At 59.3% G+C, this 23,572-nt stretch carries 20 protein-coding genes; 11 read left to right on the top strand and 9 right to left on the bottom strand.

Annotation, left to right across the window (positions count from 1 at the left end; genetic code table 11):
* Positions 1–9: 9 nt before the first annotated feature.
* The 3 genes from VY732_RS04960 to VY732_RS04950 form a co-directional block, all read right to left on the bottom strand.
* Positions 10–1,104 (bottom strand): amino acid ABC transporter permease, encoded by a 1,095-nt coding sequence (locus VY732_RS04960; RefSeq protein WP_077571228.1) that lies wholly within the window; start codon positions 1,102–1,104, stop codon positions 10–12.
* Between the two features lie 10 nt (positions 1,105–1,114).
* Complete coding sequence (locus VY732_RS04955) at positions 1,115–2,296, bottom strand: amino acid ABC transporter permease (protein ID WP_116029548.1); 1,182 nt, start codon at positions 2,294–2,296, stop codon at positions 1,115–1,117.
* Positions 2,297–2,362: 66 nt separating this feature from the next.
* Complete coding sequence (locus tag VY732_RS04950) at positions 2,363–3,394, bottom strand: amino acid ABC transporter substrate-binding protein (protein WP_077571226.1); 1,032 nt, start codon at positions 3,392–3,394, stop codon at positions 2,363–2,365.
* Positions 3,395–3,862: 468 nt separating this feature from the next.
* Here VY732_RS04950 and VY732_RS04945 point away from each other — a divergent pair, with 468 nt between their 5' ends.
* The 5 genes from VY732_RS04945 (at position 3,863) to VY732_RS04925 (ending at position 9,171) form a co-directional block, all read left to right on the top strand.
* Positions 3,863–4,519: an alpha/beta hydrolase gene (locus tag VY732_RS04945; RefSeq protein ID WP_137219201.1), complete on the top strand. Its 657-nt coding sequence runs from the start codon at positions 3,863–3,865 to the stop codon at positions 4,517–4,519.
* Between the two features lie 96 nt (positions 4,520–4,615).
* A complete protein-coding gene (rhlB, locus tag VY732_RS04940) occupies positions 4,616–6,094 on the top strand; it encodes an ATP-dependent RNA helicase RhlB (RefSeq protein ID WP_077571224.1) in 1,479 nt (492 codons plus the stop codon).
* Positions 6,095–6,230: 136 nt separating this feature from the next.
* Positions 6,231–7,175 carry an ornithine cyclodeaminase family protein gene (locus tag VY732_RS04935; RefSeq protein WP_331694810.1) on the top strand — a complete coding sequence of 315 codons (945 nt, stop codon included), beginning with the start codon at positions 6,231–6,233 and terminating at the stop codon, positions 7,173–7,175.
* A 148-nt stretch (positions 7,176–7,323) separates the two neighbouring features.
* The gene (locus VY732_RS04930) at positions 7,324–8,451 is read left to right on the top strand and encodes an NAD(P)/FAD-dependent oxidoreductase (RefSeq protein ID WP_331694809.1); all 1,128 of its coding nucleotides are present in this window, start codon (positions 7,324–7,326) and stop codon (positions 8,449–8,451) included.
* A gap of 93 nt (positions 8,452–8,544) precedes the next feature.
* Positions 8,545–9,171 (top strand): helix-turn-helix transcriptional regulator, encoded by a 627-nt coding sequence (locus VY732_RS04925; protein ID WP_331694807.1) that lies wholly within the window; start codon positions 8,545–8,547, stop codon positions 9,169–9,171.
* Positions 9,172–9,272: 101 nt separating this feature from the next.
* On the opposite strand, the gene VY732_RS04920 is transcribed toward VY732_RS04925, so the two are convergent.
* The 6 genes from VY732_RS04920 to VY732_RS04895 all read right to left on the bottom strand — a co-directional run bounded on the left by VY732_RS04920 (position 9,273) and on the right by VY732_RS04895 (position 14,558).
* Positions 9,273–10,049 (bottom strand): ABC transporter substrate-binding protein, encoded by a 777-nt coding sequence (locus VY732_RS04920; RefSeq protein ID WP_077571220.1) that lies wholly within the window; start codon positions 10,047–10,049, stop codon positions 9,273–9,275.
* Between the two features lie 242 nt (positions 10,050–10,291).
* The gene (gene moaE / locus VY732_RS04915) at positions 10,292–10,744 is read right to left on the bottom strand and encodes a molybdopterin synthase catalytic subunit MoaE (RefSeq protein ID WP_137219196.1); all 453 of its coding nucleotides are present in this window, start codon (positions 10,742–10,744) and stop codon (positions 10,292–10,294) included.
* Positions 10,745–10,747: 3 nt separating this feature from the next.
* The gene (locus tag VY732_RS04910) at positions 10,748–10,990 is read right to left on the bottom strand and encodes a MoaD/ThiS family protein (RefSeq protein WP_016985014.1); all 243 of its coding nucleotides are present in this window, start codon (positions 10,988–10,990) and stop codon (positions 10,748–10,750) included.
* Positions 10,987–11,460 carry a cyclic pyranopterin monophosphate synthase MoaC gene (gene moaC, locus VY732_RS04905; protein WP_007914310.1) on the bottom strand — a complete coding sequence of 158 codons (474 nt, stop codon included), beginning with the start codon at positions 11,458–11,460 and terminating at the stop codon, positions 10,987–10,989. The genes VY732_RS04910 and moaC overlap by 4 nt, the downstream gene beginning before the upstream one ends.
* A gap of 241 nt (positions 11,461–11,701) precedes the next feature.
* Positions 11,702–13,096: a PhoH family protein gene (locus tag VY732_RS04900; protein WP_016985016.1), complete on the bottom strand. Its 1,395-nt coding sequence runs from the start codon at positions 13,094–13,096 to the stop codon at positions 11,702–11,704.
* A 337-nt stretch (positions 13,097–13,433) separates the two neighbouring features.
* Positions 13,434–14,558, bottom strand: a complete 1,125-nt coding sequence (locus tag VY732_RS04895) for a polysaccharide deacetylase family protein (protein WP_331694801.1) — start codon at positions 14,556–14,558, stop codon at positions 13,434–13,436.
* A gap of 328 nt (positions 14,559–14,886) precedes the next feature.
* Here VY732_RS04895 and yaaA point away from each other — a divergent pair, with 328 nt between their 5' ends.
* The 6 genes from yaaA (at position 14,887) to VY732_RS04865 (ending at position 23,572) form a co-directional block, all read left to right on the top strand.
* Positions 14,887–15,666 (top strand): peroxide stress protein YaaA, encoded by a 780-nt coding sequence (gene yaaA, locus VY732_RS04890; RefSeq protein ID WP_331694800.1) that lies wholly within the window; start codon positions 14,887–14,889, stop codon positions 15,664–15,666.
* An 810-nt stretch (positions 15,667–16,476) separates the two neighbouring features.
* Complete coding sequence (locus VY732_RS04885; RefSeq protein WP_007914305.1) at positions 16,477–17,793, top strand: nucleotide sugar dehydrogenase; 1,317 nt, start codon at positions 16,477–16,479, stop codon at positions 17,791–17,793.
* Between the two features lie 99 nt (positions 17,794–17,892).
* Positions 17,893–19,374 carry a mannuronan synthase gene (alg8, locus tag VY732_RS04880; RefSeq protein WP_161986611.1) on the top strand — a complete coding sequence of 494 codons (1,482 nt, stop codon included), beginning with the start codon at positions 17,893–17,895 and terminating at the stop codon, positions 19,372–19,374.
* A 35-nt stretch (positions 19,375–19,409) separates the two neighbouring features.
* The gene (locus VY732_RS04875; protein ID WP_331694799.1) at positions 19,410–20,579 is read left to right on the top strand and encodes an alginate biosynthesis protein Alg44; all 1,170 of its coding nucleotides are present in this window, start codon (positions 19,410–19,412) and stop codon (positions 20,577–20,579) included.
* Positions 20,580–20,588: 9 nt separating this feature from the next.
* Positions 20,589–22,094, top strand: coding sequence for an alginate biosynthesis TPR repeat lipoprotein AlgK (algK, locus tag VY732_RS04870; protein WP_331694798.1), 1,506 nt, complete (start codon positions 20,589–20,591; stop codon positions 22,092–22,094).
* Complete coding sequence (locus VY732_RS04865; protein WP_095119394.1) at positions 22,091–23,572, top strand: alginate export family protein; 1,482 nt, start codon at positions 22,091–22,093, stop codon at positions 23,570–23,572. Before algK ends, VY732_RS04865 begins: the two co-directional genes overlap by 4 nt.

Genomic DNA, 23,572 nt, shown 5'->3' with positions numbered 1-23,572 from the left:
ACAGAACTCCTAACGCTTGTGGCCAGTGTCGAGCTTGCGTTCCAGATGCATGGAATAGCGCGACATACCAAAACAGAAAATCCAGAACACCAGGGCGGCGAACACGTAGCCTTCGGTGGCCATGCCCAGCCATTTCGGGTCGGCAGCGGCTTGTTTGACGCTGTTGAGCAGGTCAAACAGGCCGATGATGATCACCAGACTGGTGTCCTTGAACAGCGCAATGAAGGTGTTGACGATGCCGGGAATGACCAGCTTCAGGGCTTGCGGCAAAATCACCAGGCCCATCGAACGCCAGTAACCGAGGCCCATCGCTGCAGCCGCTTCGTACTGACCTTTGGGGATCGCTTGCAGACCGCCGCGCACCACTTCGGCCACATAGGCCGACTGGAACAGGATTACGCCGATCAGTGCCCGCAGCAGCTTGTCGAAGTTCATGCCTTCGGGCAGGAACAGCGGCAGCATCACCGAGGACATGAACAGCACCGTGATCAACGGCACGCCGCGCCAGAACTCGATGAAGGTCACGCAGACCACCCGAATCGCTGGCATGTTCGAACGACGACCCAGCGCCAGCACGATCCCCAGTGGCAAAGCTCCCGCGATACCGACAGTGGCGATCACCAGGGTCAGCATCAGGCCGCCCCACTGGCTGGTTGCCACCGGGGTCAGGCCGAAACCGCCGTGCAACAGGGTGAAGGCAATGATCGGGTACAGCACCAGGAAGCTCAGCCCGTAGACCGCTTTACGCGGCACACGCGAGATGAACAATGGTGCCGCGCCGATCACCGCCAGCCACACAGTCAGGTCGACGCGCCAGCGCAGTTCCGTCGGGTAGTAGCCGTACATGAACTGGCCGAAACGCTGCTGAATGAACACCCAGCAGGCGCCCTCCTTGGTGCAGTCGGCGCGGGTGGTGCCGACCCAGTTGGCATCGACAATCGCCCAACTGACAATCGGCGGCACCACGAGATAAATCAGGTAGAACGCAAACAGCGTCAGCAGGGTGTTGAGCCAGCTGGAGAACATGTTCGCGCGCATCCACGCCACCACGCCGATGCTGCTGTTCGGTGGGGGCATGTCGGGTTTGAAAGTATGAGTACTCATGCGCTTTTCCTTACCGCTCGATCAGCGCAATGCGCTTGTTGTACCAGTTCATCAGCAGGGAAATGCTGATACTGATCGCCAGGTACACGCTCATGGTGATGGCAATCACCTCGATCGCTTGACCGGTCTGGTTAAGCACCGTGCCGGCGAACAGCGACACCATTTCCGGATAACCGATACCGGCGGCCAGCGAAGAGTTTTTCGCCAGGTTGAGGTATTGGCTGGTCAACGGCGGAATGATCACGCGCAGGGCTTGCGGAATGATCACCTTGCGCAGGGTCGGGCCGTTGCGCAGGCCAAGCGAACGCGCCGCTTCGGTCTGGCCATGGCTGACCGACTTGATCCCGGAACGCACGATCTCGGCGATAAACGCTGCGGTGTACACCGTCAGGGCCAGGGTCAAGGCGAGCAGTTCCGGGATCAGCACCCAGCCACCAACAAAGTTGAAGCCTTGCAGCTTGGGCATTTCCCAGTGCAGCGGGGCTCCAAAGATCAGTGCGCACAACGCCGGGATCACCAGCAAAATCGCCAGGCCGACCCAGAACTTGTGAAACGGCACGCCGGTTTCTTCAAAGCGCTTGTTGGCCCAGCGGGTCATCAGCACGATGCCGACGATGGCCACCACGATGCTGATCACGAACGCCCAGAAACCATCAGCCGCCAGCGCGGCCGGCATGTTCAGGCCTCGACTGCTGACGAAGAAGGTGTCGCCGAAGTTATGGCTGTTGCGCGGCCCCGGCATGGTCAGGAATACCGCGAAGTACCAGAACAGGATTTGCAGCAGCGGCGGAATGTTGCGGAACACTTCCACATACACCGTCGCCAGTTTGCTGATGATCCAGTTCTGCGACAGCCGCGCCACACCGATGATGAAACCGAGGATCGTCGCCAGAACCACGCCGATCACAGTCACCAGCAGGGTGTTGAGCAGACCGATGACAAAGACGCGGGCATAGCTGTCCGCTTCGGTGTAGTCGATCAGGTGTTGAGCGATGCCGAATCCGGCACTGCGCTCCAGAAAGCCGAAACCGGAGGTAATGCCCCGGTGCTGAAGGTTGGTTTGCGTGTTGTCGAACAGGTACCAGCCCAGCGAGACCACCGCCACAACGGTGATGATCTGGAATAGCCACGCACGCACTCGTGGATCGCTGAGGCTGAGCCTCTGCTTTGGTGCGCCGATTGAATTTTGCATGAAGTGCCCCGGAAAAAATGGAACAAGAACATCACCCGGCGGTTGGCCCGCCGGGCGATAGAACCATTAGCGCACTGGTGGTGCGTACTGAATGCCGCCGTTGTTCCACAGGGCGTTCAAGCCGCGGTCGATTTCCAGCGGAGTACCCTTGCCGAGGTTTTTCTCGAAGATTTCGCCGTAGTTGCCGACTTGTTTGACGATCTGCACAACCCAGTCTTTCGGCAGTTTCAGGTCTTTGCCGTACTCGCCGTCAGCGCCGAGCATACGGGCGACGTCCGGGTTCTTCGTCGACTTGGCTTCCGCTTCGACGTTCTTCGAAGTGATGCCGGCTTCTTCGGTGTTGAGCAGCGCGTAGCCAACCCAACGGACGATGGCCAGCCACTCGTCGTCGCCGTTACGTACGACCGGGCCCAGCGGTTCTTTGGAAATGGTTTCCGGCAGAACCACGTAGTCCTTCGGCGAGGCCAGCTTGGAGCGCTGGGCAAACAGCTGGGACTTGTCGGAGGTCAGCACGTCGCAACGACCGGATTCCAGCGACTTGGCGCTTTCATCGGAGGTGTCGAAAGTGATCGGGGTGTATTTCAGACCGTTGCCGCGGAAGTAGTCGGAAACGTTCAGCTCGGTGGTGGTACCGGCCTGGATGCAGATGGTTGCACCGTCCAGCTCTTTGGCACTCTTCACGCCCAGCTTGTTGTTCACCAGGAAGCCGATGCCGTCGTAGTAGGTAATGAAGCCAGGGAATTTCAGGCCCATGCCCGCGTCACGCGAACTGGTCATGGTGGTGTTGCGCGACAGAATGTCGATCTCGCCCGATTGCAGCGCGGTGAAGCGCTCCTTGGCGTTCAACTGACTGAACTTGACCTTGGTCGCGTCGCCGAAGACGGCAGCGGCCACAGCGCGGCAGACGTCAGCGTCGATCCCGAGGATCTTGCCGGTCGCGTCCGGTACCGAGAAGCCCGGCAGACCGTCGCTCACGCCACACTGCACAAAACCTTTCTTCTGCACTGCATCCAGGGTTGCACCCGCCTGAGCGAACCCGCTGACACCGAGTACTGTTGCTGCAGTCACGATGGCCAGGGTGGATTTCAACATCTTCATTCAAACCTCCAGTTTTGCTCTTGTTGTGTCGGAGCTTGAGTCCAGTCGCACCCTTTTGAGGCGTTGTTGACCCGTGTTGGCTTTTTTTGGGGTCAACCGACGTAAGACCTTCGCTATGAGTCTAGTAGGAGAAAATCCACATCATGGACAACTCACTTCTCACCAATCGGCCGAACGGGCTGTAGCCCTTTCACGTTCGCTGCGCCCGTAGCGGCCATTGGCGAACATCCATCACCGGATTCTTTGCCATCCCGTCGCGGGTCGTACACTGATAGTGTTACCGCCACGCGTAGGATGTTTCGTACAAAACCTTCCATAGCAAAGCCCGTACCACACCTGTCGCGGAATCGATTCGGCGACAGGTCAATAGCAAAACTTGTAACCTTGCGACATCTTCTTAACGGATCAACCGGACGCGCACTCGAATCACGCACTTAATGAGAGCGCCCGCACATATTTGGAGCAGACATGACCGAGCCCTTGATTCTTCAGCCTGTTAAGCCCGCAGACGCCTGCGTGATCTGGCTGCACGGCCTCGGCGCCGACCGCTACGACTTCCTGCCGGTCGCCGAGGCATTGCAGGAAAGCCTGCTGAGCACGCGCTTCGTGCTGCCGCAGGCGCCCACACTTCCAGTGACGATAAATGGCGGATATGCCATGCCGAGCTGGTACGACATCAAAGCCATGAGCCCGGCACGGGCGATTGACCGTGAGCAGTTGGAAGCGTCGGCGGATCGCATCATTCAATTGATCGAAAACGAGCGCGCCAGCGGAATAGACGCCTCGCGGATTTTCCTCGCCGGTTTTTCCCAGGGTGGCGCTGTGGTGTTGCACACCGCTTTTGTGAAATGGCAGGGGCCGTTGGGCGGTGTGCTGGCGTTGTCGACGTATGCGCCGACCTTCAGCGATGAGATGGAGCTTTCAGCCAGTCAGCAGCGGATTCCCGCGATATGCCTGCACGGCCAGTTCGATGGCGTGGTGCAGAACTCGATGGGGCGCAGTGCCTATGAGCATTTGGTGAAGCATGGTGTCACCGTGACATGGCAGGAATACCCAATGGAGCACGAAGTGTTACCCGAGGAAATTCGCGACATCGGCGTTTGGTTGAGCGAACGTCTGCGCTGATCACGCCAGCAATGCCTGCCCTTTGATCATCACACTACGCCGCGCCCGTTTCTTGCATTACACTGGCCGGCGTACATTCCTTAACCAATTGATGAGATGACCGTGCTCGAAGCACTCAAGAAGATGTTCGGTAAAAGCGAGGCTGAGCAGCTCGCGCCAGTTCCCAGTGCGCCGTCGCACGCCCCCGGTCATCGCAACGATGCGCCCCAGGCCGACCGCCCCGCTGCCGTAGCAGCACCGAAGCAAGACCCGCAACCCGCTCCGGCCGCGCCAATCGCCGCCGAGCCTGCGCGCAATGAAGAGCCGAAACCGGCCAGACCGCGTCGCGAACCGAAGCCCAAGGCACCGGTGATTCCATGGAAACTCGAAGATTTCGTCGTCGAGCCACAGGAAGGCAAAACCCGCTTCCACGATTTCAAGCTGTCGCCAGAACTGATGCACGCCATTCAGGATCTGGGCTTTCCGTATTGCACGCCGATCCAGGCGCAGGTGCTGGGCTTCACCCTCGCCGGCAAAGACGCCATTGGCCGCGCGCAGACCGGCACCGGTAAAACCGCCGCGTTCCTGATCTCGATCATCACCCAGCTGCTGCAAACGCCGCCGCCGAAAGAACGCTACATGGGCGAACCCCGTGCGCTGATCATCGCGCCGACCCGTGAGCTGGTGGTGCAGATCGCCAAGGACGCCGCCGACCTGACCAAATACACCGGCCTCAACGTCATGACGTTTGTGGGTGGCATGGACTTCGACAAGCAGCTCAAGCACCTCGAAGCGCGCCACTGCGACATTCTTGTGGCAACTCCGGGCCGTCTGCTCGACTTCAACCAGCGTGGCGACGTGCACCTGGACATGGTCGAAGTGATGGTGCTGGACGAAGCCGACCGCATGCTCGACATGGGCTTCATCCCGCAAGTGCGGCAGATCATTCGCCAGACGCCACCGAAGTCCGAGCGCCAGACCTTGCTGTTCTCCGCGACCTTCACCGAAGACGTGATGAACCTGGCCAAGCAGTGGACCACCGATCCGTCCATTGTCGAAATCGAAGTCACCAACGTCGCCAGCGAAAACGTCGAGCAACACATCTATGCGGTGGCCGGTGCCGACAAGTACAAATTGCTCTACAACCTTGTCAACGATAATGGCTGGGAGCGGGTGATGGTCTTCGCCAACCGCAAGGACGAAGTCCGCCGTATCGAAGAGCGTCTGGTGCGCGACGGTGTGAATGCTGCGCAGTTGTCCGGCGACGTGCCACAGCACAAACGCATCAAGACCCTCGAAGGTTTCCGCGAAGGCAAGATTCGCGTGCTCGTCGCCACCGATGTCGCCGGTCGCGGCATTCACATCGACGGCATCAGCCACGTGATCAACTTCACTCTGCCGGAAGTCCCGGACGACTACGTGCACCGCATCGGCCGGACCGGTCGTGCTGGCGCCGATGGCGTGTCGATCAGCTTCGCCGGTGAGGACGACTCCTACCAGTTGCCGTCCATCGAAGAGAAGCTCGGTCGCAAGATCAGCTGTGAAACGCCGCCGACGCACCTGTTGCGTGCGGTTGAGCGCAAGCGTCCGCAGTAAGCGACGCTTGAAAGAAAAGCGCAGCCGGCAACGGACTGCGCTTTTTTTTCGTCTGGTGTTTGATCAGATGCTTGCGAGAGAAAACTAAAAGTCCATAATGGACAAATAAGTTTATTTTTCGTTTTCGGAGCCTGATATGTCCAGTACGCCCTACGTGATCGACCAGCATCAGGCCCGCGAGTTGCTGGCGCGCATCGATGTGCCGCAGATCCTGCGCAAGCTGTTCCGCGATCTCGCTGCCGGACACGCCGTGCAGCCGGCGCAGCAACTGGTGGAATTCCCGCAGGGTGCCGGCGACTTCATCAATTATCTGGGGGTGCTGGCAGAGGACGGCGTGTACGGTGTGAAGACCTCGCCGTACATCGTTCGCGAGCAAGGCCCGTTGGTCACGGCATGGACTTTGTTGATGTCGATGAAAACCGGTCAGCCGCTGCTGCTCTGCGATGCCGGTGAACTGACCACCGCGCGCACCGCTGCGACCACCGCCGTGGCGGTCGACGCCCTCGCGCCGCTGAATGCCACGCGACTGGCGATCATCGGCAGCGGCAAGGTTGCCCAGGCGCATTTGCACTACGTGAAATCGCTGCGTGATTGGCAGAGCATCAGCCTGTATTCGCCAAGTCTGTCCGCCGACGCGCAAACCCAGGCACTGTTGAAAGCCATCACGCCTGCGCTGACGATCGCTGACAGCCGTGAAGCCGCCCTCGCCGGGGCCGACGTGATCATGCTGTGCACCTCGTCCGCCGGGCCGGTGATCGATCCCGACACCTTGAGCAAACCGGCCCTGATCACCTCGATCAGCACCAACGCCCCACGCGCCCACGAAGTGCCGCCGCAGAGCCTCAACGACATGCAGGTGTTCTGCGACTATCGTCTGACCACGCCGGGGTCGGCGGGTGAGATGTTGATTGCCAGTGAACAGCATGGCTGGAGCCAGGATTCGATTGTTGGTGACCTCGCCGACTTGCTCAGCGAGAAAGTCCAGCGCCCGGATTACGACCGTCACGTTTTTTTCCGTTCTATTGGCCTGGGACTGGAAGACATAGCCCTCGCCAATGCGATTTATCTCTTAACCCACTAACACCACATATCCCTGTAGGAGTGAGCCTGCTCGCGATAGCGGTCTTACATTGAGCATTATTGTTGCCTGATACACCGCTTTCGCGAGCAGGCTCACTCCTACAGGGGATAGCGAACTATTGGATATTGCGTACCCACTGGAGAACCTCATGAGCCAGGCAGATTTCATCATCATCGGCGGCGGGATTGCCGGCGCTTCCAGCGGTTTCTGGTTGTCGCCGCACGGCAAAGTGATCGTGCTCGAACGCGAATCCCACCCGGCCTATCACTCCACCGGGCGCTCCGCCGCGCTGTTCACTGCAGCCTATGGCACACCGCAGGTACGTGCACTGACCCAGGCCAGCCGCGAGTTTTTCGATCATCCGCCGGCCGGCTTCTGCGAACACCCGCTGCTCACCCCGCGCGGCGAAATGACCGTCGACTTCACCGGCGACCCCGCCGAACTGAACAACCAATACCTCAGCGCCAAAGCCACCGTGCCGGAGATGCAATTGCTCAGCGCCGACGAAGCCTGCGCACGCCTGCCGATCCTGCGCCGGGAAAAAGTCCATGGCGCGATCTACGATCCAAGCGCCAGCGACATCGACACCGACGCCTTGCATCAGGGCTACCTGCGCGGCATTCGTCGCAACAATGGCGAAGTGCGCACTGATTGCGAAGTGCTTGGTCTCAGCCGTGACACCGCTGGCCTTTGGCATGTGCAGACCAACGGTGAGACCCTCAGCGCGCCGGTGATCATCAACGCCGCCGGCGCCTGGGCCGACAAGATCGGTTCACTGGCGGGTGCCAAGCCGCTGGGCCTGCAACCAAAACGCCGCGCCGCGTTCATCTTCGCCGGCCCCGAAGGTGTCGATATTCATCATTGGCCGATGCTGGTCAGCCTCGACGAATCCTTCTATATGAAGCCAGACGCCGGCATGTTTCTCGGCTCGCCGGCCAACGCCGACCCGGTCGAACCCCACGACGTGCAGCCGGAAGAACTGGATATCGCCATGGGCATTTACCAGATCGAAGAAGCCACCACGCTGACCATCCGCCGCCCGACTCGCACCTGGGCCGGGCTGCGCAGTTTCGTCGCCGACGGTGATCTGCTCAGCGGTTTCGATTCGCAAGTGCCGGGATTGTTCTGGGTCGCCGCGCAAGGTGGCTACGGCATCCAGACTTCGCCAGCGATGGGCCAGGCCAGCGCGGCGTTGGTGCGCGGCGAGCCACTGCCCGAGCACTTGCGCAACTTCGGCCTGAGCAGCGCCATGCTCTCGCCCGCCCGCCTCGCCTGATCGTCCACCCGGATGACGCGCCCAACGGATTGCGGCACACTCGCAACGCCTCCTGATCAAGGGGGCGTTGACGCTGCCTGGAGTTCCACTGTCATGACCGCCCCTGAATTCGACCCGGCGCTGGATAACTTCCGTGCCATCGCCGATGCCATCGCCACGCTGTTCTTTCCGCACGCCGAAGTGGTGCTGCACGACCTGCGCACGCAGAAGGTCGACTACATCGCCAATAACCTGTCCAAACGTGAGATCGGCGACGACTCGTCACTGCAAGACATGCTCAGCGAGGATGTCAGCGACCGCAATATCGGTCCGTACGAAAAGCTCAATTGGGACGGTCAGAAGATTCGCAGCCTGAGCAGCGTCCTGCGCGACAGTGAAGGCATGCCGCTGGCGGTGCTGTGCATCAATCTGAATATTTCGCTGTTCGAGAACGCCAAGGCTGCGCTGGACCTGTTTCTGTCGCCGAGCAAACTGATCCCGCAACCGGACTCACTGTTTCGCGATGACTGGCAGGAACGCATCAACACCTTCCTGCACGCCTGGCTGCGTGAGCGGCAACTAAGCCTGAATGTGCTGACCCGCGATCACAAACGTGAACTGGTGCTGGCGCTGCACGCCGAAGGCGCGTTCAAGGGCAAGAGCGCCTCGAACTATGTGGCCAATGTGCTGAACATGGGGCGGGCGACGGTGTACAAGCATTTGAAGGAATTGAAGGGCTAGAGATTTGCGGTGATTTCTCTGACGCCATCGCGAGCAGGCTCACTCCTACAGGGGGAACGCATTCCAAATGTAGGAGTGAGCCTGCTCGCGATAGCGGACTATCAGTCGCCGTAGATGTCGGACTTGAAATACTTCTCGGAAATCTTCTGATACTCGCCACTCGCGCGAATGCCATCAATGGCGCCATTCAACTGGCTGACCAGTTCGGCATTACCCTTGCGTACCGCAATCCCCGCACCCTCGCCCACGTACTTCGGATCCTTCAACTCAGGCCCGACAAATGCATAGCCTTTGCCACGCGGCATCGACAGAAAGTCATTCAGCGGAATGGTGTCGGCAAAAATCGCATCCAGCCGCCCCGCCGCCAAATCCATGTAGATCTCTTCGTTGTTGCTGTAGCGCTTGACGTTGATGCCCTTGGGTTCGAACACCTCAGTGGCGTAACGATCAGTAGTCGTTGCGCGCTGCACGCCGACGTTCTTGCCTTTGAGGCTGGCGTATTGATCGTCGACCGTGGCGCCCTCCTTCATTACGAGGCGCGATGAAGTGAAGTAGTACTTGTGGCTGAAATCCACCGACTTCTTGCGGTCTTCGTTGATGGTCATCGAGGACAGGGCCATGTCGATCTTCTTCACTTTCAGCGAAGGAATCAGACCATCGAACTCACCTTCGACCCACACGCACTTGACCTTCATCTGCGCACACAGGGCATTGCCGATGTCGTAGTCGAAACCGACGATTTCGCCTTTGTCGGTTTTCGAGGCGAACGGCGGGTAAGCGGCTTCGATGCCGATGCGCAGGGTTTGTTCGGCGGCGAACACACTGGCGGAGGCCAACAGGCTGAGGGCCAGGCCGGTGATGAGGGGGAGTTTCTTCATGTTCGTTCTCTCGCGGGTTGTTGTTGGTTTGGCAAGAAAGAGCTGAAACGGAGGGAGACACTTTTTTTGTACTTATAAATCCATATTGGACTTATATGTATAGGCAGTCAATCAGGCAAAGACAGAGGTTTTTGGTGTTGCAGATGACGTCATCGCGAGCAGGCTCACTCCTACAGGGGGAACGCATTCCAATTGTAGGAGTGAGCCTGCTCGCGATGGCTGACTAGAGGGCGACTCAGGGTTTATTTCTTCCAGCGATCGGCGGCAGCATGATCACTGTCCCGCCCTTCAACCCAACGCGGCCCGTCGCTGGTGTTCTCTTTCTTCCAGAACGGCGCGCGGGTTTTCAGGTAGTCCATGACGAAGGCGCAGGCATCGAATGCGGCCTGACGATGGGCGCTAGCGGCGCCGACAAACACGATGGGTTCGCCCGGTTCCAGCGCGCCGATGCGATGCAGCACTTCCAGCTTCAGCAGCGGCCAGCGCTGTTCGGCTTCGATGGCGATCTTGCCGAGGGCTTTGTCGGTCATGCCCGGATAGTGTTCGAGGAACATCCCCGCCACATCCAGGCCATCATTGAAGTCGCGCACGTAGCCGACAAAACTCACCACTGCGCCGACGCCGACATTGGCCGCGTGCATCGCGTTGACTTCAGCACCCGGATCGAACGGCGTGGCCTGCACGCGAATCGCCATGGATCAGCCTCCGGTCACGGTGGGGAAAAACGCCACTTCGTCGCCATCGACCACTGGCTCGTCGAGCTGGCAGAGGTCTTCGTTGCGTGCGCACATCAGATTCTGCTCGCTCAGCACCTCGGCGCCATCGCGTTGTGCCAACAATGCCCGCACGTCGTCGACGGTGGCGAAATCACCCTCAACCTTTACCGAATCCACGCCCAGCGCTTCACGGTAACGGGCAAAAAACTTCACGGTCAGGTTCATGGCTGCTCCGCCTGAAAGTGCCCGCTCTTGCCGCCGACTTTCTCCAGCAGGCGCACGCTTTCGATGGTCATGCCGCGATCAACGGCTTTGCACATGTCGTAAATGGTCAGGGCGGCGACACTGGCGGCAGTCAGTGCTTCCATTTCCACACCGGTCTGCCCGGACAGTTTGCAACGGGCGACGATGCGCACGGTGTCTTCGCCATCCGCGCTGAGTTCGACTTTGACGCCGGTGAGCATCAGCGGATGGCACAGGGGAATCAGATCGCTGGTTTTCTTCGCCGCTTGAATGCCGGCAATGCGCGCCACGGCGAACACGTCGCCCTTGGGATGGCCGCCGCTGACGATCATCTGCAGCGTCGCGGGGAGCATGCGCACCAGCGCTTGGGCCGTCGCTTCACGGAACGTCACGGCTTTTTCGGTGACGTCGACCATGTTGGCGCGACCTTGGGAATCGAGATGAGTCAGCACGGGATTACTCCTGATCAGGAGCGTGGATTGTAAACCTGCGGGTCAAATTTCCGCATCACTGATTATGAAATCACCACTATCCCCTGTAGGAGTGAGCCTGCTCGCGATAGCGGTCTGATATTCAACATCGATGTCGACTGATCGAACGCTATCGCGAGCAGGCTCACTCCTACATTTTGATTTGCGTAGGGCATAAAAAACCGGGCGGCTTTGCGGCCGCCCGGTTTTGGTTGTGATGCAATTACAGATGGGTTTCGGCGTATTCAGCCAGAATCGAACGAGGCACCCCTTGCAGGGTGATGTGCACACCGTTGGGGAAATCCTTGAAGCGTTCGGTCAGGTAGGTCAGCCCAGAGCTGGTCGCGGACAGGTAAGGGGTGTCGATCTGTGCGAGGTTGCCCAGGCACACCACTTTCGAACCGGCACCGGCACGGGTGATGATGGTTTTCATCTGGTGCGGCGTGAGGTTCTGACATTCGTCGATCAGGATCAGGCTCTGCTGGAAGCTGCGACCGCGAATGTAGTTGAGCGATTTGAACTGCAACGGCACTTTGCTGAGGATGTAATCGACGCTGCCATGGGTGTTTTCGTCATCCATGTGCAAGGCTTCGAGGTTGTCGGTGATGGCGCCCAGCCACGGCTCCATTTTTTCCGCTTCGGTGCCGGGCAGGAAGCCGATTTCCTGGTCCAGGCCCTGCACGCTGCGGGTCGCGATGATGCGGCGATAGCGCTTGCTGACCATGGTCTGCTCGATCGCCGCGGCCAGTGCCAGAATGGTTTTACCGGAACCGGCGGCACCCGACAGATTGACCAGATGAATGTCCGGATCGAGCAGCGCGTACAACGCCAGGCTTTGATAGATGTCGCGCGGCTTGAGGCCCCAGGCCTCTTGGTGCAGCAGCGGTTCCTGATGCAGGTCGAGGATCAGCAGTTTGGCCTCGTCAATCTCCTTGATCCAGCCGACAAAGCCCTGTTCATCAATGATGAACTCGTTGATGTGCACGGCCGGCAGGTTATCGATCAGTTGCACTTGGTGCCAGGTGCGGCCGTGATCCTGACGGGTGTCGACCTTGCTCACGCGGTCCCAGAAAGAGCCGGTCATGTTGTGGTAGCCGTTGGGCAGCAGGGACACGTCATCGACCAGTTGGTCGGTGCTGTAATCCTCGGCATCGATGCCACAGGCGCGCGCCTTGAGGCGCATGTTGATGTCTTTGGTGACCAGCACCACCGGTTTTTTCGGGTCGCGGGTGTGCAGGTCGATAAGCTGGTTGATGATTTTGTTGTCGTTCAGATGCTCGGGCAGAATCAGGTTCGATTCCGCCTGCTTGCTCATCAGAATTGACAGCAAGCCCTTCGGCCCGCCCTTGCCGCGCTGGATCGGCACACCCAGCTCGACATCTTCCGGGGACGCATCGCCCAGGGTCTTGTCGATCAGCCGGATGGCCTGACGGCATTCAGCGGCCACGCTGTGATGCCCGCTCTTGAGCTTGTCCAGCTCTTCAAGCACGGTCATCGGGATCGCGACGTGGTGTTCTTCGAAATTCAGCAGGGCGTTTGGATCGTGAATCAATACGTTGGTATCGAGTACATAAAGGATTGGCTGGTTGGAGGAAGGGCTACGTCCGTGATCATCCATACTCGGTCACCTTTGTCAGAGCCAGTAGACGCAATACCTGAGCGGTGCTGCGCCTCGAAGTGACTGCCGAAATCTCACCTGCGGAGATTCAAGTGACTGCAAACAAACGGGTCTTGGAAGACGCCACCTGTGTTGCAGGTTTCGGCGGTCTGTCTTCGTAATACTCCAAAACCGATGACATAAAAAAGTACTTTGACGGTTTTTTTAAGTTTATTTTGCAGAGTGACGAAAAGCCCTTGGCGGACTGCCCAGACCCCGCTAAAGTCGGACGTCCGCCTGCACCGAATCCTGCAAAAAAATCGCCCCAAGCCCAATGTTTCCGGGCTTTCCCCGTTTCTCAGCGAAACGCGTCCTGACAGTCTTCCCAACCGATGCCGCTCTGCGCGGTTTGCGTGATCAGCCACGGCAACGAGGTCTTCACCGCGTCCTGTTTCATGTTGAAATTGATCACCCCGTGGCGCCACAACAGCATCAGCGTCAGTACCCGTTGCGCGCTCGCTGAGCCCTTGAGTTTGCCGGCACCGTCCTGGGCATCGATGTCCCACAGCGCCACTTGCAGGCCCTGAGTGTTAAAGAAACCTTGTGCATCGCTGCGGCGCTGACCTTCCGGCGGGCGGAACAGCGGCACATAGTTTTCCGGCAATTTGTTCTTCACCAGATCAGCACTGCGCCGCACTGAATCCTGCCAGTCCTGCCAGTGGCTGTGGGAGCGGAACTCCCAACCTTGAACGCCGACGCACTGTTTCGAGAAGCCCGCTTGCAGGCTGCTGACCGAGCGATCAGCCAGCCGCGCCTGAATATCCTTGCCCAACACAAAGAACGTGCCGCTCAGGTTTGCCTTGCGCAGGTATTCGGTGAGCCAACCGGTGTTATCCGGTTGCACGTTGGCGGCGCTGTCGAAGGTCAGCAGAAACAACCGGTCGTGCATCTCGTCGCCATTACGCTCGTAGTCGCCGAAACGATCGAATTCGTTGCTGGTCTGCGGTGACAACGCAGCCTTGCGCATCAACTCATCCAGATACTGCAAATGGAAGATCCGGCTCGGTTCGGCCCACTTGGTGTAATAGCTGTCGTCACTGACCACGAACTTGGCGGATTGCTCACGCAGGGTCGGCAGGTCTTCGACGAGGAAACAGAACGAGGCGTCCTGATCGCAGCTTTGCTGGGCGTAGTTGTAGTTCGCCAACAGGCGCTGCCAAAGACGTTGCCGCAGGCTATTGACTGCGTCGATGTTGATCGTGCGCAGGCCCAGGCGCTGAGCCAGCGCGGCTTCATCCATTGATTCGGTGCCGAGCAGACCTCGGGCGAACATGAGGATTTCCGCCCGTGAGGCGACGTCAAACAGCGTCGGATTGCCCAGCTGCTCTGGCCAGGTGCCGCGATCCAGCGTCGCCACATCACCCGGCGCCGCGACGGCACCAAAGCTCAACAGCCACGCGGTGAATAAAAGAACAATGCGCAAAAGGGATGTCTCCATAACAAAACCCGCGCGGCACTATAGCTGATGTGCAAGGCTGAAGGACGCCGCCCTCACCCCAGCCCTCTCCCGGAGGGAGAGGGAGCCGATCTTCATTGATTTCAAAATTTGAGTTCAACTCGATAGATCATGTCGGCGTAAATCGACAGTACAACTCGGTCAGCCCCCTCTCCCTCTGGGAGAGGGCTGGGGTGAGGGAAAAATCCACCAACCGTCGCAAATGCCCCTGCTAACCCCGACCTATAACCCCCATAGCTGGAGTCAACCGCGCCAACCCCCTAGAATCGCCCCCACGATTAAAGGAGACGACTTCATGCTGATGGTGATTTCCCCCGCCAAGACCCTCGATTACGAAACACCGCCGGCGACCCAGCGCTTCACTCAGCCGCAATACCTCGACCACTCCCAGGAACTGATCCAGCAACTGCGCGAGCTGACGCCTGCGCAGATCAGCGAACTGATGCACGTGTCCGACAAGATCGGCGGGCTCAACGCCGCGCGCTTCGGCAGCTGGACACCCGCGTTCACCCCGGACAACGCCAAGCAGGCGCTGCTCGCATTCAAAGGCGACGTCTACACCGGTCTCGACGCACAGTCCTTCAGCGAAGCCAACTTCGACTACGCGCAAAAACACCTGCGCATGCTCTCCGGCCTGTATGGCTTGCTGCGCCCACTCGACCTGATGCAACCGTATCGTCTGGAAATGGGCACCAAACTGGCCAACGCCCGGGGCAAGGACTTGTATGCCTTCTGGGGCACGCGCATCAGCGAATGGCTGAACGAAGCACTGGCCGATCAAGGCGACGACGTTCTGCTCAACCTGGCCTCCAACGAGTACTTCTCGGCGGTCAAACGCACGGCATTGAACGCACGGATCATCAACACCGAGTTCAAGGATCAGAAGAACGGTCAGTACAAGATCATCAGCTTCTATGCGAAGAAGGCCCGTGGCCTGATGAGCCGTTTCGTGATCCAGGAAAAAATCAACGATCCGGCCCTGCTCAAACAATTCGATGTGCAGGGGTATCGCTACAGCGCCGAGCAGTCGAAACCGGACAAACTGGTGTTTTTACGCGATCACGCCCCCGAATAAAGCATGCCCAATGCACGACTCTTTCTATATAGAGTCGTGCAGCTCGCACGATGTCAAAAAACCCCCGCTGTTTTTCGCCATTTTTATGGCGCCAGAAAATCCTCCCTGCCTTTTCTAAGATTAGTTTCACTCGACACTGATCATTTTTTTCAGTAGTGGCACCAAAATTTTTTCACGGTAGTGGCACAAAACTATCTAACGTGATTATTCGCCTGTTAATAAAGGTCGGAAACGAAAGTGCTATCAAATTGAGATTAGTGCCATCTCTGACAATATTTCAAGAAATTTCAGATTTCGCGATGAGCGGACAGGAACTTCGTCCGAATGCATAGCTCATACCACCGGTAACGATTCTCGCCGAGTTTGTACGAGATAACTTACGCAGAGCAGATGGCCATGTAACCAAGTTGTCACAGCAACTTGCCTAGATGACTAACTAGTCTCAAAACAGACGATGGACAGGAGATACGCACCATTTATATCCCCTACAAAGGCCATGGCCGCGCCCTTATAAACGTGCTCGCCTGAGCACCCAACCGCTTGATTCACGGGACTTTCATCCTGACATCGAGCGCGCAAGACGATTGCACAAGAGTCTTCCACAAGGAAGATCGGCTGCATAACAGGGCAAGTCATAACAACAAGGCCTGGTTGCGCACATCTTGAGTGCACTTATTTAGACACTCGGAACTTAGTATGCCTGCACACGGCATTGTGGCGCCTGTATGCCGCACTTTCGAGTGCACTAATGAACGCTGAACACCATTAACTCCGGCCTTCTAAGGCCTGATATATACAGAGGTAATTGCGATGCGCATCAGCATATTTGGTTTGGGTTACGTTGGCGCAGTATGTGCCGGTTGCCTGTCTGCACGGGGCCATGACGTGGTTGGCGTCGATGTTGCCAAAGACAAGATCGACATGATCAACGCCGGCAAGTCGCCGATTGTTGAACCGGGCCTGGGTGAACTTCTGCAACAGGGGATCCAGACCGGTCGTCTGCGTGGCACGACCAACTTCGCCGAGGCGATTCGTGACACTGACCTGTCGATGATCTGCGTTGGCACGCCGAGCAAGAAGAACGGCGACCTCGAACTGAACTACATCGAAGCGGTATGCCGCGAGATCGGTTTTGTTCTGCGTGAAAAAACCACCCGCCACACCATCGTCGTGCGCAGCACCGTGCTGCCGGGCACCGTGGCCAACGTGGTGATCCCGATTCTCGAAGACTGCTCGGGCAAGAAGGCCGGTGTCGACTTCGGCGTTGCGGTCAACCCTGAGTTCCTGCGTGAATCCACCGCCATCGCCGACTACGACCTGCCACCGATGACCGTTATCGGCGAGTTCGACAAGGCCTCGGGCGACGTTCTGCAATCGCTGTACGAAGAACTCGACGCGCCGATCATCCGCAAGGACATCGCCGTTGCCGAGATGATCAAGTACACCTGCAACGTCTGGCACGCGACCAAAGTGACCTTCGCCAACGAGATCGGCAACATCGCCAAAGCGGTCGGCGTCGATGGCCGTGAAGTGATGGAAGTGGTCTGCCAGGACAAGACCCTCAACCTGTCCCAGTACTACATGCGCCCAGGTTTCGCCTTCGGCGGTTCGTGCCTGCCGAAAGACGTGCGCGCCCTGACCTACCGCGCCGGTTCGCTGGACGTCGAAGCACCGCTGCTCAACTCGCTGATGCGCAGCAACGAATCGCAAGTGCAGAACGCCTTCGACATCGTTGAAAGCCACGACAAACGCAAAGTCGCCCTGCTCGGTCTGAGCTTCAAGGCCGGTACCGACGACCTGCGCGAAAGCCCGCTGGTAGAGCTGGCCGAGATGCTGATCGGCAAGGGTTACGACCTGAGCATCTACGACAGCAACGTCGAGTACGCCCGTGTTCACGGCGCGAACAAGGACTACATCGAGTCGAAGATCCCCCACGTTTCGTCCCTGCTCAACGCGGACTTCGATTCGGTGATCGACAACTCCGACGTAATCATCCTCGGCAACCGCGACGAGAAATTCCGCCCGTTGGCCCAGCAAGCGCCGCACGGCAAGCAGGTCATCGACCTGGTCGGCTTCATGGCCAAAGCCACCGACGCCGGTACGCGCACCGAAGGTATCTGCTGGTAACTCAGCGCCAAGCGACAAGCTTCGAGCTGCAAGTCAAAGCGATTTGCTTGCAGCTTGAGGCTTGCAACTTGAAGCCTCTCTTACCTTCGGATGACGTTGATGAGCAAGCTCAAACATTTTTTTCTGCAATCAGCCGGCTGGCTTTTTTATCTCAGTCTGCTGATGGGCCTAGCCTTGATGCTACCCACGTCCACATTCGACTCCGAGTCGAAGGACTTCATTTTCCTGATTGGCGCCGTGGGTATCTGGCGCTACTCGATGGGTGCAACGCACTTTGTGCGCGGCATGATTTTTCTCTACATCGTTTACCCGCACCTGCGCCGCAAAGTGCGCAAGCTGGGTAAAGCGGCGGATCCGTCGCATGTGTTCCTGATGGTCACCAGTTTCCGTATCGACGCGCTCACCACCGCGCAGGTCTACAGCTCGGTGATCCGCGAAGCCATCGACTGCGAACTGCCGACCACCGTGGTCTGCTCGATCGTCGAAATGTCCGATGAGCTGCTGGTCAAAGCACTGTGGGCACGGATGAATCCGCCCGACCGCGTCAAGCTCGACTTCGTGCGCATTCCCGGCACCGGCAAACGTGATGGCCTGGCCTATGGTTTCCGCGCGATCTCCCGTCACCTGCCAGACGACCGCGCCGTGGTGGCCGTGATCGATGGCGACACCGTGCTCGGCGAAGGCACCGTGCGCAAGACCGTGCCGTGGTTCCAGCTGTTCGGCAACGTCGGCGGCCTGACCACCAACGAGTTCTGCGAAGTACGCGGCGGCTACATCATGAGCGAATGGCACAAGCTGCGTTTCGCCCAGCGCCACATCAACATGTGCTCGATGGCCCTGTCCAAACGCGTGCTGACCATGACCGGTCGAATGTCGGTGTTCCGCGCCACCGTGGTGACCAACCCGGAATTCATTGCCGATGTGGAAAGCGACTCGCTGCAACACTGGCGTCTGGGCCGCTTCAAGTTTTTGACCGGCGACGACAAGTCGAGCTGGTTCAGCCTGATGCGCCTCGGTTATGACACCTTCTACGTGCCTGACGCGGCGATCAACACCGTTGAACACCCGCCGGAAAAAAGCTTCATCAAGGCCAGCCGCAAGCTGATGTTCCGCTGGTACGGCAACAACCTGCGCCAGAACTCGCGAGCACTGGGCCTGGGTGTGAAACGCCTCGGCGCCTTCACCTCGGTGGTGCTGTTCGATCAGCGCGTGTCGATGTGGACGTCCTTGCTCGGCCTGACCGTGGCGATGATCGCCAGCTTCAAATACGGCACCGCGTTCATCCTCGTTTACCTGCTGTGGATCGGCATCACCCGCCTGATTCTGACCCTGCTGTTGTCGTGTTCCGGTCACCGCATCGGCCCGGCTTACCCGGCGATTCTTTATTACAACCAGATCGTTGGCGCGCTGGTGAAGATCTACGTGTTCTTCCGCCTCGACCAACAATCCTGGACTCGCCAACCCACATCCCTGACCCGTGATCTCGCCAGCTTTCAACGTTGGTTCAACACTTGGTCGTCTCGGACCATGACCTTCTCCGCCGGCAGCATTTTCGTCGCCGTGCTGCTGATGATGGTCTGACCCGCCCCTATTGAATTAACAAGGAAATCGCCCCTATGAATACCGCCGTCAACGCCAACGTAGTGCATGAATCCGAAGCCCAGCGCCAACACGCCCGTGTGAAAATCCCGGCCAAACTGCGCTTCTTCGGTCCCGACCGGACCCCGGTAGAAGCGCGGGTGCTTGACCTGTCCGCCGGTGGTCTGGCGTTCAACGCCGGGCAGATGCCGCTGACCATCGGCGAGGTGTACAAGGCGCGTCTGCAATTCGTCATCGACAACCTCGGCCTGGCGATGGACGTTGAACTGCAAGTGCGTTCCTACGACCGCCAGACCGGCCGCGTCGGCTGCCAGTTCCAGAACCTCGAGCAGCAGGACATTTCCACCCTGCGCCACTTGATCACTTCACACCTGGCCGGCGACATCGTCAGCATCGGCGAAGTGCTGGCGACCCTGCAACGCGACAACTTCACCAAGGCGCGCAAGGTCAAGGACGGCGGTTCCGGCATGACCCCGTTCGGGCGCCTGAAAGCAGTGACCTTCAGCGCCGGTATCTTCGCGGTCGGTCTGGTCGCGGCGGGTTTCATTTTCAAATCGGTGTACGGCATGTACTTCGTCAGCCACGCGCAGGCCGGTCTGGTCAGCGTGCCGGGGATGAACATCACCATGCCGCGTGACGGCACCGTGCAGAGCCTGGTCAAGTCCGACGGCGTTGCGGCCAAAGGCGCGCCGCTGGCGACCTTCAGCACCAGCATGCTCGACGTGCTCAAGGGCCATCTGGAAGAAGATCAATTGTCCCCGGCCAAGGTTGAAGAACTGTTCGGCAAACAAATGACCGGCACCCTGACCTCGCCATGCGATTGCACCGTGGCCCAGCAACTGGTGGCGGACGGTCAGCACGCGAGCAAGGGTGACGTGATCTTCCAACTGGTACCGCGCAACACCCAGGCCACCGTTGATGCGCGCTTCTCCTATCGCCAGTTCGGCGACGTGCGTCCGGGCACCCCGGTGAGCTTCCAGATTGCCGGCGAAGACAAGACCCGCACCGGCAAGATCGTCAGCAGCACCAGCCTGAAGAGCGCCGACCTGTCCTCCGACATCCGCGTGCAGATCCAGCCTGACGAGCCGCTCGACAGCAGCCTCGCCGGCCGCCCGGTGGAAGTGAACAGCGACCGTGGCCCGAACCTGAACTGGCTGATCGACAAAGCCATGGCTGCCGGTCTTTAAGTCGAGGACATGCCTGTGACTACTCATATCTTCAACACACCGCCAACCCTGTGGGAGCGAGCCTGCTCGCGATGGGAGCGCCGCGGTTTGTCTGATGTACCGAGTTGCCTGAATCGCGAGCAGGCTCACTCCTACATGGGGACGGTGTGTGCCTTGGCATTGGCGGTCAGTCTGGCCGGTTGCGCCGGCCTGCCCGATCAACGTCTGGCCAACGAAGCGCTCAAGCGTGGCGACACCGCCACCGCTGCGCAGAACTATCAGCAACTGGCCGATCTGGGTTACAGCGAAGCGCAAGTCGGCCTCGCCGATATCCAGGTCGACAGCCGCGACCCTGCGCAAATGAAACAGGCCGAGGCGACTTACCGTGCCGCCGCCAGTGTTTCGCCGCGTGCCCAAGCCCGTTTGGGCCGCCTGCTGGTGGCCAAACCGGGTTCCACCGAAGCCGAGCACCACGAAGCCGAAACCCTGTTGAAAAAAGCCGCCGCCAATGGCGAAGGCAACACGTTGATCCCGCTGGCGATGCTCTATCTGCAATACCCGCACAGCTTCCCCAACATCAACGCGCAGCAGCAGATCGATCAGTGGCGCAAATCCGGTTACCCGGAAGCGGGTCTGGCGCAGGTGCTGCTGTATCGCACTCAGGGCACCTACGACCAGCACCTGGATGACGTGGAAAAAATCTGCAAAGCCGCGCTCAACACCACCGACATCTGCTACGTCGAACTGGCCACGGTTTATCAGAAACGTGCCCAGCCAGAACAGCAAGCCGAGCTGATCAAGCAGATGCAGGCCGGTTACAGCCGTGGCACCGTCACTGCACAGCGCGTCGATTCCGTCGCCCGCGTACTGGCCGACTCGACCCTCGGCAAGACCGACGAGAAAACCGCGCAGTCGCTGCTGGAGCCGATCGCTCCGGGCTACCCGGCGTCGTGGGTGACCCTCGCACAACTGCTTTACGACTACCCGGAACTGGGCGACGTCGATCAGATGATGAAGTACCTCGACAACGGCCGCGCCGCCGACCAGCCGCGCGCCGAGCTGTTGCTGGGCAAGCTCTACTACGAAGGCAAAATGGTCCCGGCCGACGCCAAAGTCGCCGAAGAACATTTCCAGAAAGCCGTTGGCCGTGAAGTCGCCGCCGACTACTACCTCGGCCAGATCTATCGCCGTGGCTACCTAGGCAAGGTCTATCCGCAGAAGGCTCTCGACCACTTGCTGACCGCCGCGCGCAACGGCCAGAACAGCGCCGATTTCGCCATCGCCCAGCTGTTCTCCCAAGGCAAGGGCACCAAACCCGACCCGCTCAACGCCTACGTGTTCAGCCAATTGGCCAAGGCACAAAACACTCCGCAAGCCGATGAGCTGGCGACCACCCTCGCCGCGCAACTGCCGCCCGAGCGTCTGGCCGAAGCGCAACGTCTGCTGCAACAAGAGCAAGCCAGCCGTGGCGCTCTGAACCCGAACACGCTGCAACTGCACGCCCTGCAAGAAGAAGACGGCGAGGAAAAATTATGAAGTTGAATCCATTCGTGAAGGCCGGCATTGGCCTTTCGTTCGCGCTGATCTGGTCTTGCCCGACACTGGCCGCGATGACTGAAACCAAGAACTTCGGCCTCGAAGTGAAAGTCACCGGCCAGTCCGAAGACGACCGTGACCTCGGCACCGCCAGCGGCGGCGACGTCAACGGTGTCGGCCTCGACCTGCGTCCGTGGATCTACGGCGAAAGCGGCGCGTGGAGCGCCTACGCCATGGGCCAGGCCGTGACCTCGACCGACATCATCGAAACCGACACCCTGCAACAATCCGACGGTGAACAAGCCACCGACAACAGTGATCGCAAAACCAAGAAAAACTACCTGGCGATGCGCGAGTTCTGGGTCGGCTACAGCGGCCTCACCCCGTACCCGGGCGAGATGCTCAAGTTCGGTCGCCAGCGTCTGCGTAATGACGACGGCCAATGGCGCGACACCAATATCGAAGCGCTGAACTGGACCTTCGACACCACCCTGTTGCGCGCCAACGCCGGTGTTGCCGAACGCTTCAGCGAATACCGCACCGACCTGAAAGAGCTGGCGCCGAAAGACAAGGATCGCCTGCACGCCTACGCCGATGCGGCCTATCAGTGGACGCCGGGCAACTGGGTCGGCATTCGCGGTCACCACACCCACGACGACGGCAAACTCGATTACGCCGAGCCGGGTGTTCCACGCGACTCGCTGGACAAGACCGAGAACGGCGACATCAGCTGGATCGGCCTGACCGCCGACAGCGACGCCTACAACTGGCGCAACACCAACACCGTCAACTACTGGGGCAGCATCACCGGCATGAGCGGCGACCGCGACACGGTCAACGCCTTGAATGCCGATGGTTCGCGTCCGGCGCAAGCCAAGCGCAGCGATGACGTCAACGGCTGGGCCACCGACATCGGTGTGCGCCTGCGCCTCGATCCGCAATGGCAAGTCGGCGGTGCCTATGCCCGTGCCAGCGCCGATTACGAGCAGACCGGTCTGGAGAGCAACCGCTCCAACTACACCGGTACGCGCTCGCGTGTGCACCGTTTCGGCGAAGCGTTCCGTGGCGAAATGAACAACATGCAGACCGCGACCCTGTTCGGTTCGTGGATGGTCAACGACGAGTACGACGCTAGCCTGATCTACCACAAGTTCTGGCGTGTCGATGGCAACAAGCCGGTCGGCAGCAACGGCATCAACGCCGTGGAAAACAACACCGACGACGCCACCGGCGCGATCCTCTCCAGCACCTCGCTGCCGCTTGAAGACGGCAACAAGGATCTGGGTCAGGAGATGGACCTGGTCGTCACCAAGTACTTCAAGCAAGGCCTGTTGCCGGCGGCGTTGAGCCAGTCGATCGACGAGCCTTCGGCCCTGGTGCGCTTCCGTGGCGGTGTGTTCAAACCGGGCGATGCCTACGGCAAGCAGGTTGATTCGTACATGCACCGCGCGTTCATCGACGTGATCTGGCGCTTCTGA

Source organism: Pseudomonas sp. ZY71, from assembly GCF_036542145.1.
GTDB lineage: Bacteria > Pseudomonadota > Gammaproteobacteria > Pseudomonadales > Pseudomonadaceae > Aquipseudomonas > Aquipseudomonas koreensis_A.
Note: the sequence above shows the minus strand (reverse complement) of the source record. Positions and strands in the feature narration are given on the sequence as shown.

Coding starts and splice junctions, on each gene's coding strand:
- VY732_RS04960 (WP_077571228.1), bottom strand. CDS start 1,104: ATGAGTACTCATACTTTCAAACCCGACATGCCCCCACCGAACAGCAGC.
- VY732_RS04945 (WP_137219201.1), top strand. CDS start 3,863: ATGACCGAGCCCTTGATTCTTCAGCCTGTTAAGCCCGCAGACGCCTGC.
- VY732_RS04865 (WP_095119394.1), top strand. CDS start 22,091: ATGAAGTTGAATCCATTCGTGAAGGCCGGCATTGGCCTTTCGTTCGCG.
- VY732_RS04950 (WP_077571226.1), bottom strand. CDS start 3,394: ATGAAGATGTTGAAATCCACCCTGGCCATCGTGACTGCAGCAACAGTA.
- algK (WP_331694798.1), top strand. CDS start 20,589: ATGCCTGTGACTACTCATATCTTCAACACACCGCCAACCCTGTGGGAG.
- yaaA (WP_331694800.1), top strand. CDS start 14,887: ATGCTGATGGTGATTTCCCCCGCCAAGACCCTCGATTACGAAACACCG.
- VY732_RS04910 (WP_016985014.1), bottom strand. CDS start 10,990: ATGAACCTGACCGTGAAGTTTTTTGCCCGTTACCGTGAAGCGCTGGGC.
- VY732_RS04935 (WP_331694810.1), top strand. CDS start 6,231: ATGTCCAGTACGCCCTACGTGATCGACCAGCATCAGGCCCGCGAGTTG.
- VY732_RS04875 (WP_331694799.1), top strand. CDS start 19,410: ATGAATACCGCCGTCAACGCCAACGTAGTGCATGAATCCGAAGCCCAG.
- VY732_RS04900 (WP_016985016.1), bottom strand. CDS start 13,096: ATGGATGATCACGGACGTAGCCCTTCCTCCAACCAGCCAATCCTTTAT.
- VY732_RS04920 (WP_077571220.1), bottom strand. CDS start 10,049: ATGAAGAAACTCCCCCTCATCACCGGCCTGGCCCTCAGCCTGTTGGCC.
- alg8 (WP_161986611.1), top strand. CDS start 17,893: ATGAGCAAGCTCAAACATTTTTTTCTGCAATCAGCCGGCTGGCTTTTT.
- VY732_RS04925 (WP_331694807.1), top strand. CDS start 8,545: ATGACCGCCCCTGAATTCGACCCGGCGCTGGATAACTTCCGTGCCATC.
- rhlB (WP_077571224.1), top strand. CDS start 4,616: ATGACCGTGCTCGAAGCACTCAAGAAGATGTTCGGTAAAAGCGAGGCT.
- VY732_RS04885 (WP_007914305.1), top strand. CDS start 16,477: ATGCGCATCAGCATATTTGGTTTGGGTTACGTTGGCGCAGTATGTGCC.
- VY732_RS04930 (WP_331694809.1), top strand. CDS start 7,324: ATGAGCCAGGCAGATTTCATCATCATCGGCGGCGGGATTGCCGGCGCT.
- moaE (WP_137219196.1), bottom strand. CDS start 10,744: ATGGCGATTCGCGTGCAGGCCACGCCGTTCGATCCGGGTGCTGAAGTC.
- VY732_RS04955 (WP_116029548.1), bottom strand. CDS start 2,296: ATGCAAAATTCAATCGGCGCACCAAAGCAGAGGCTCAGCCTCAGCGAT.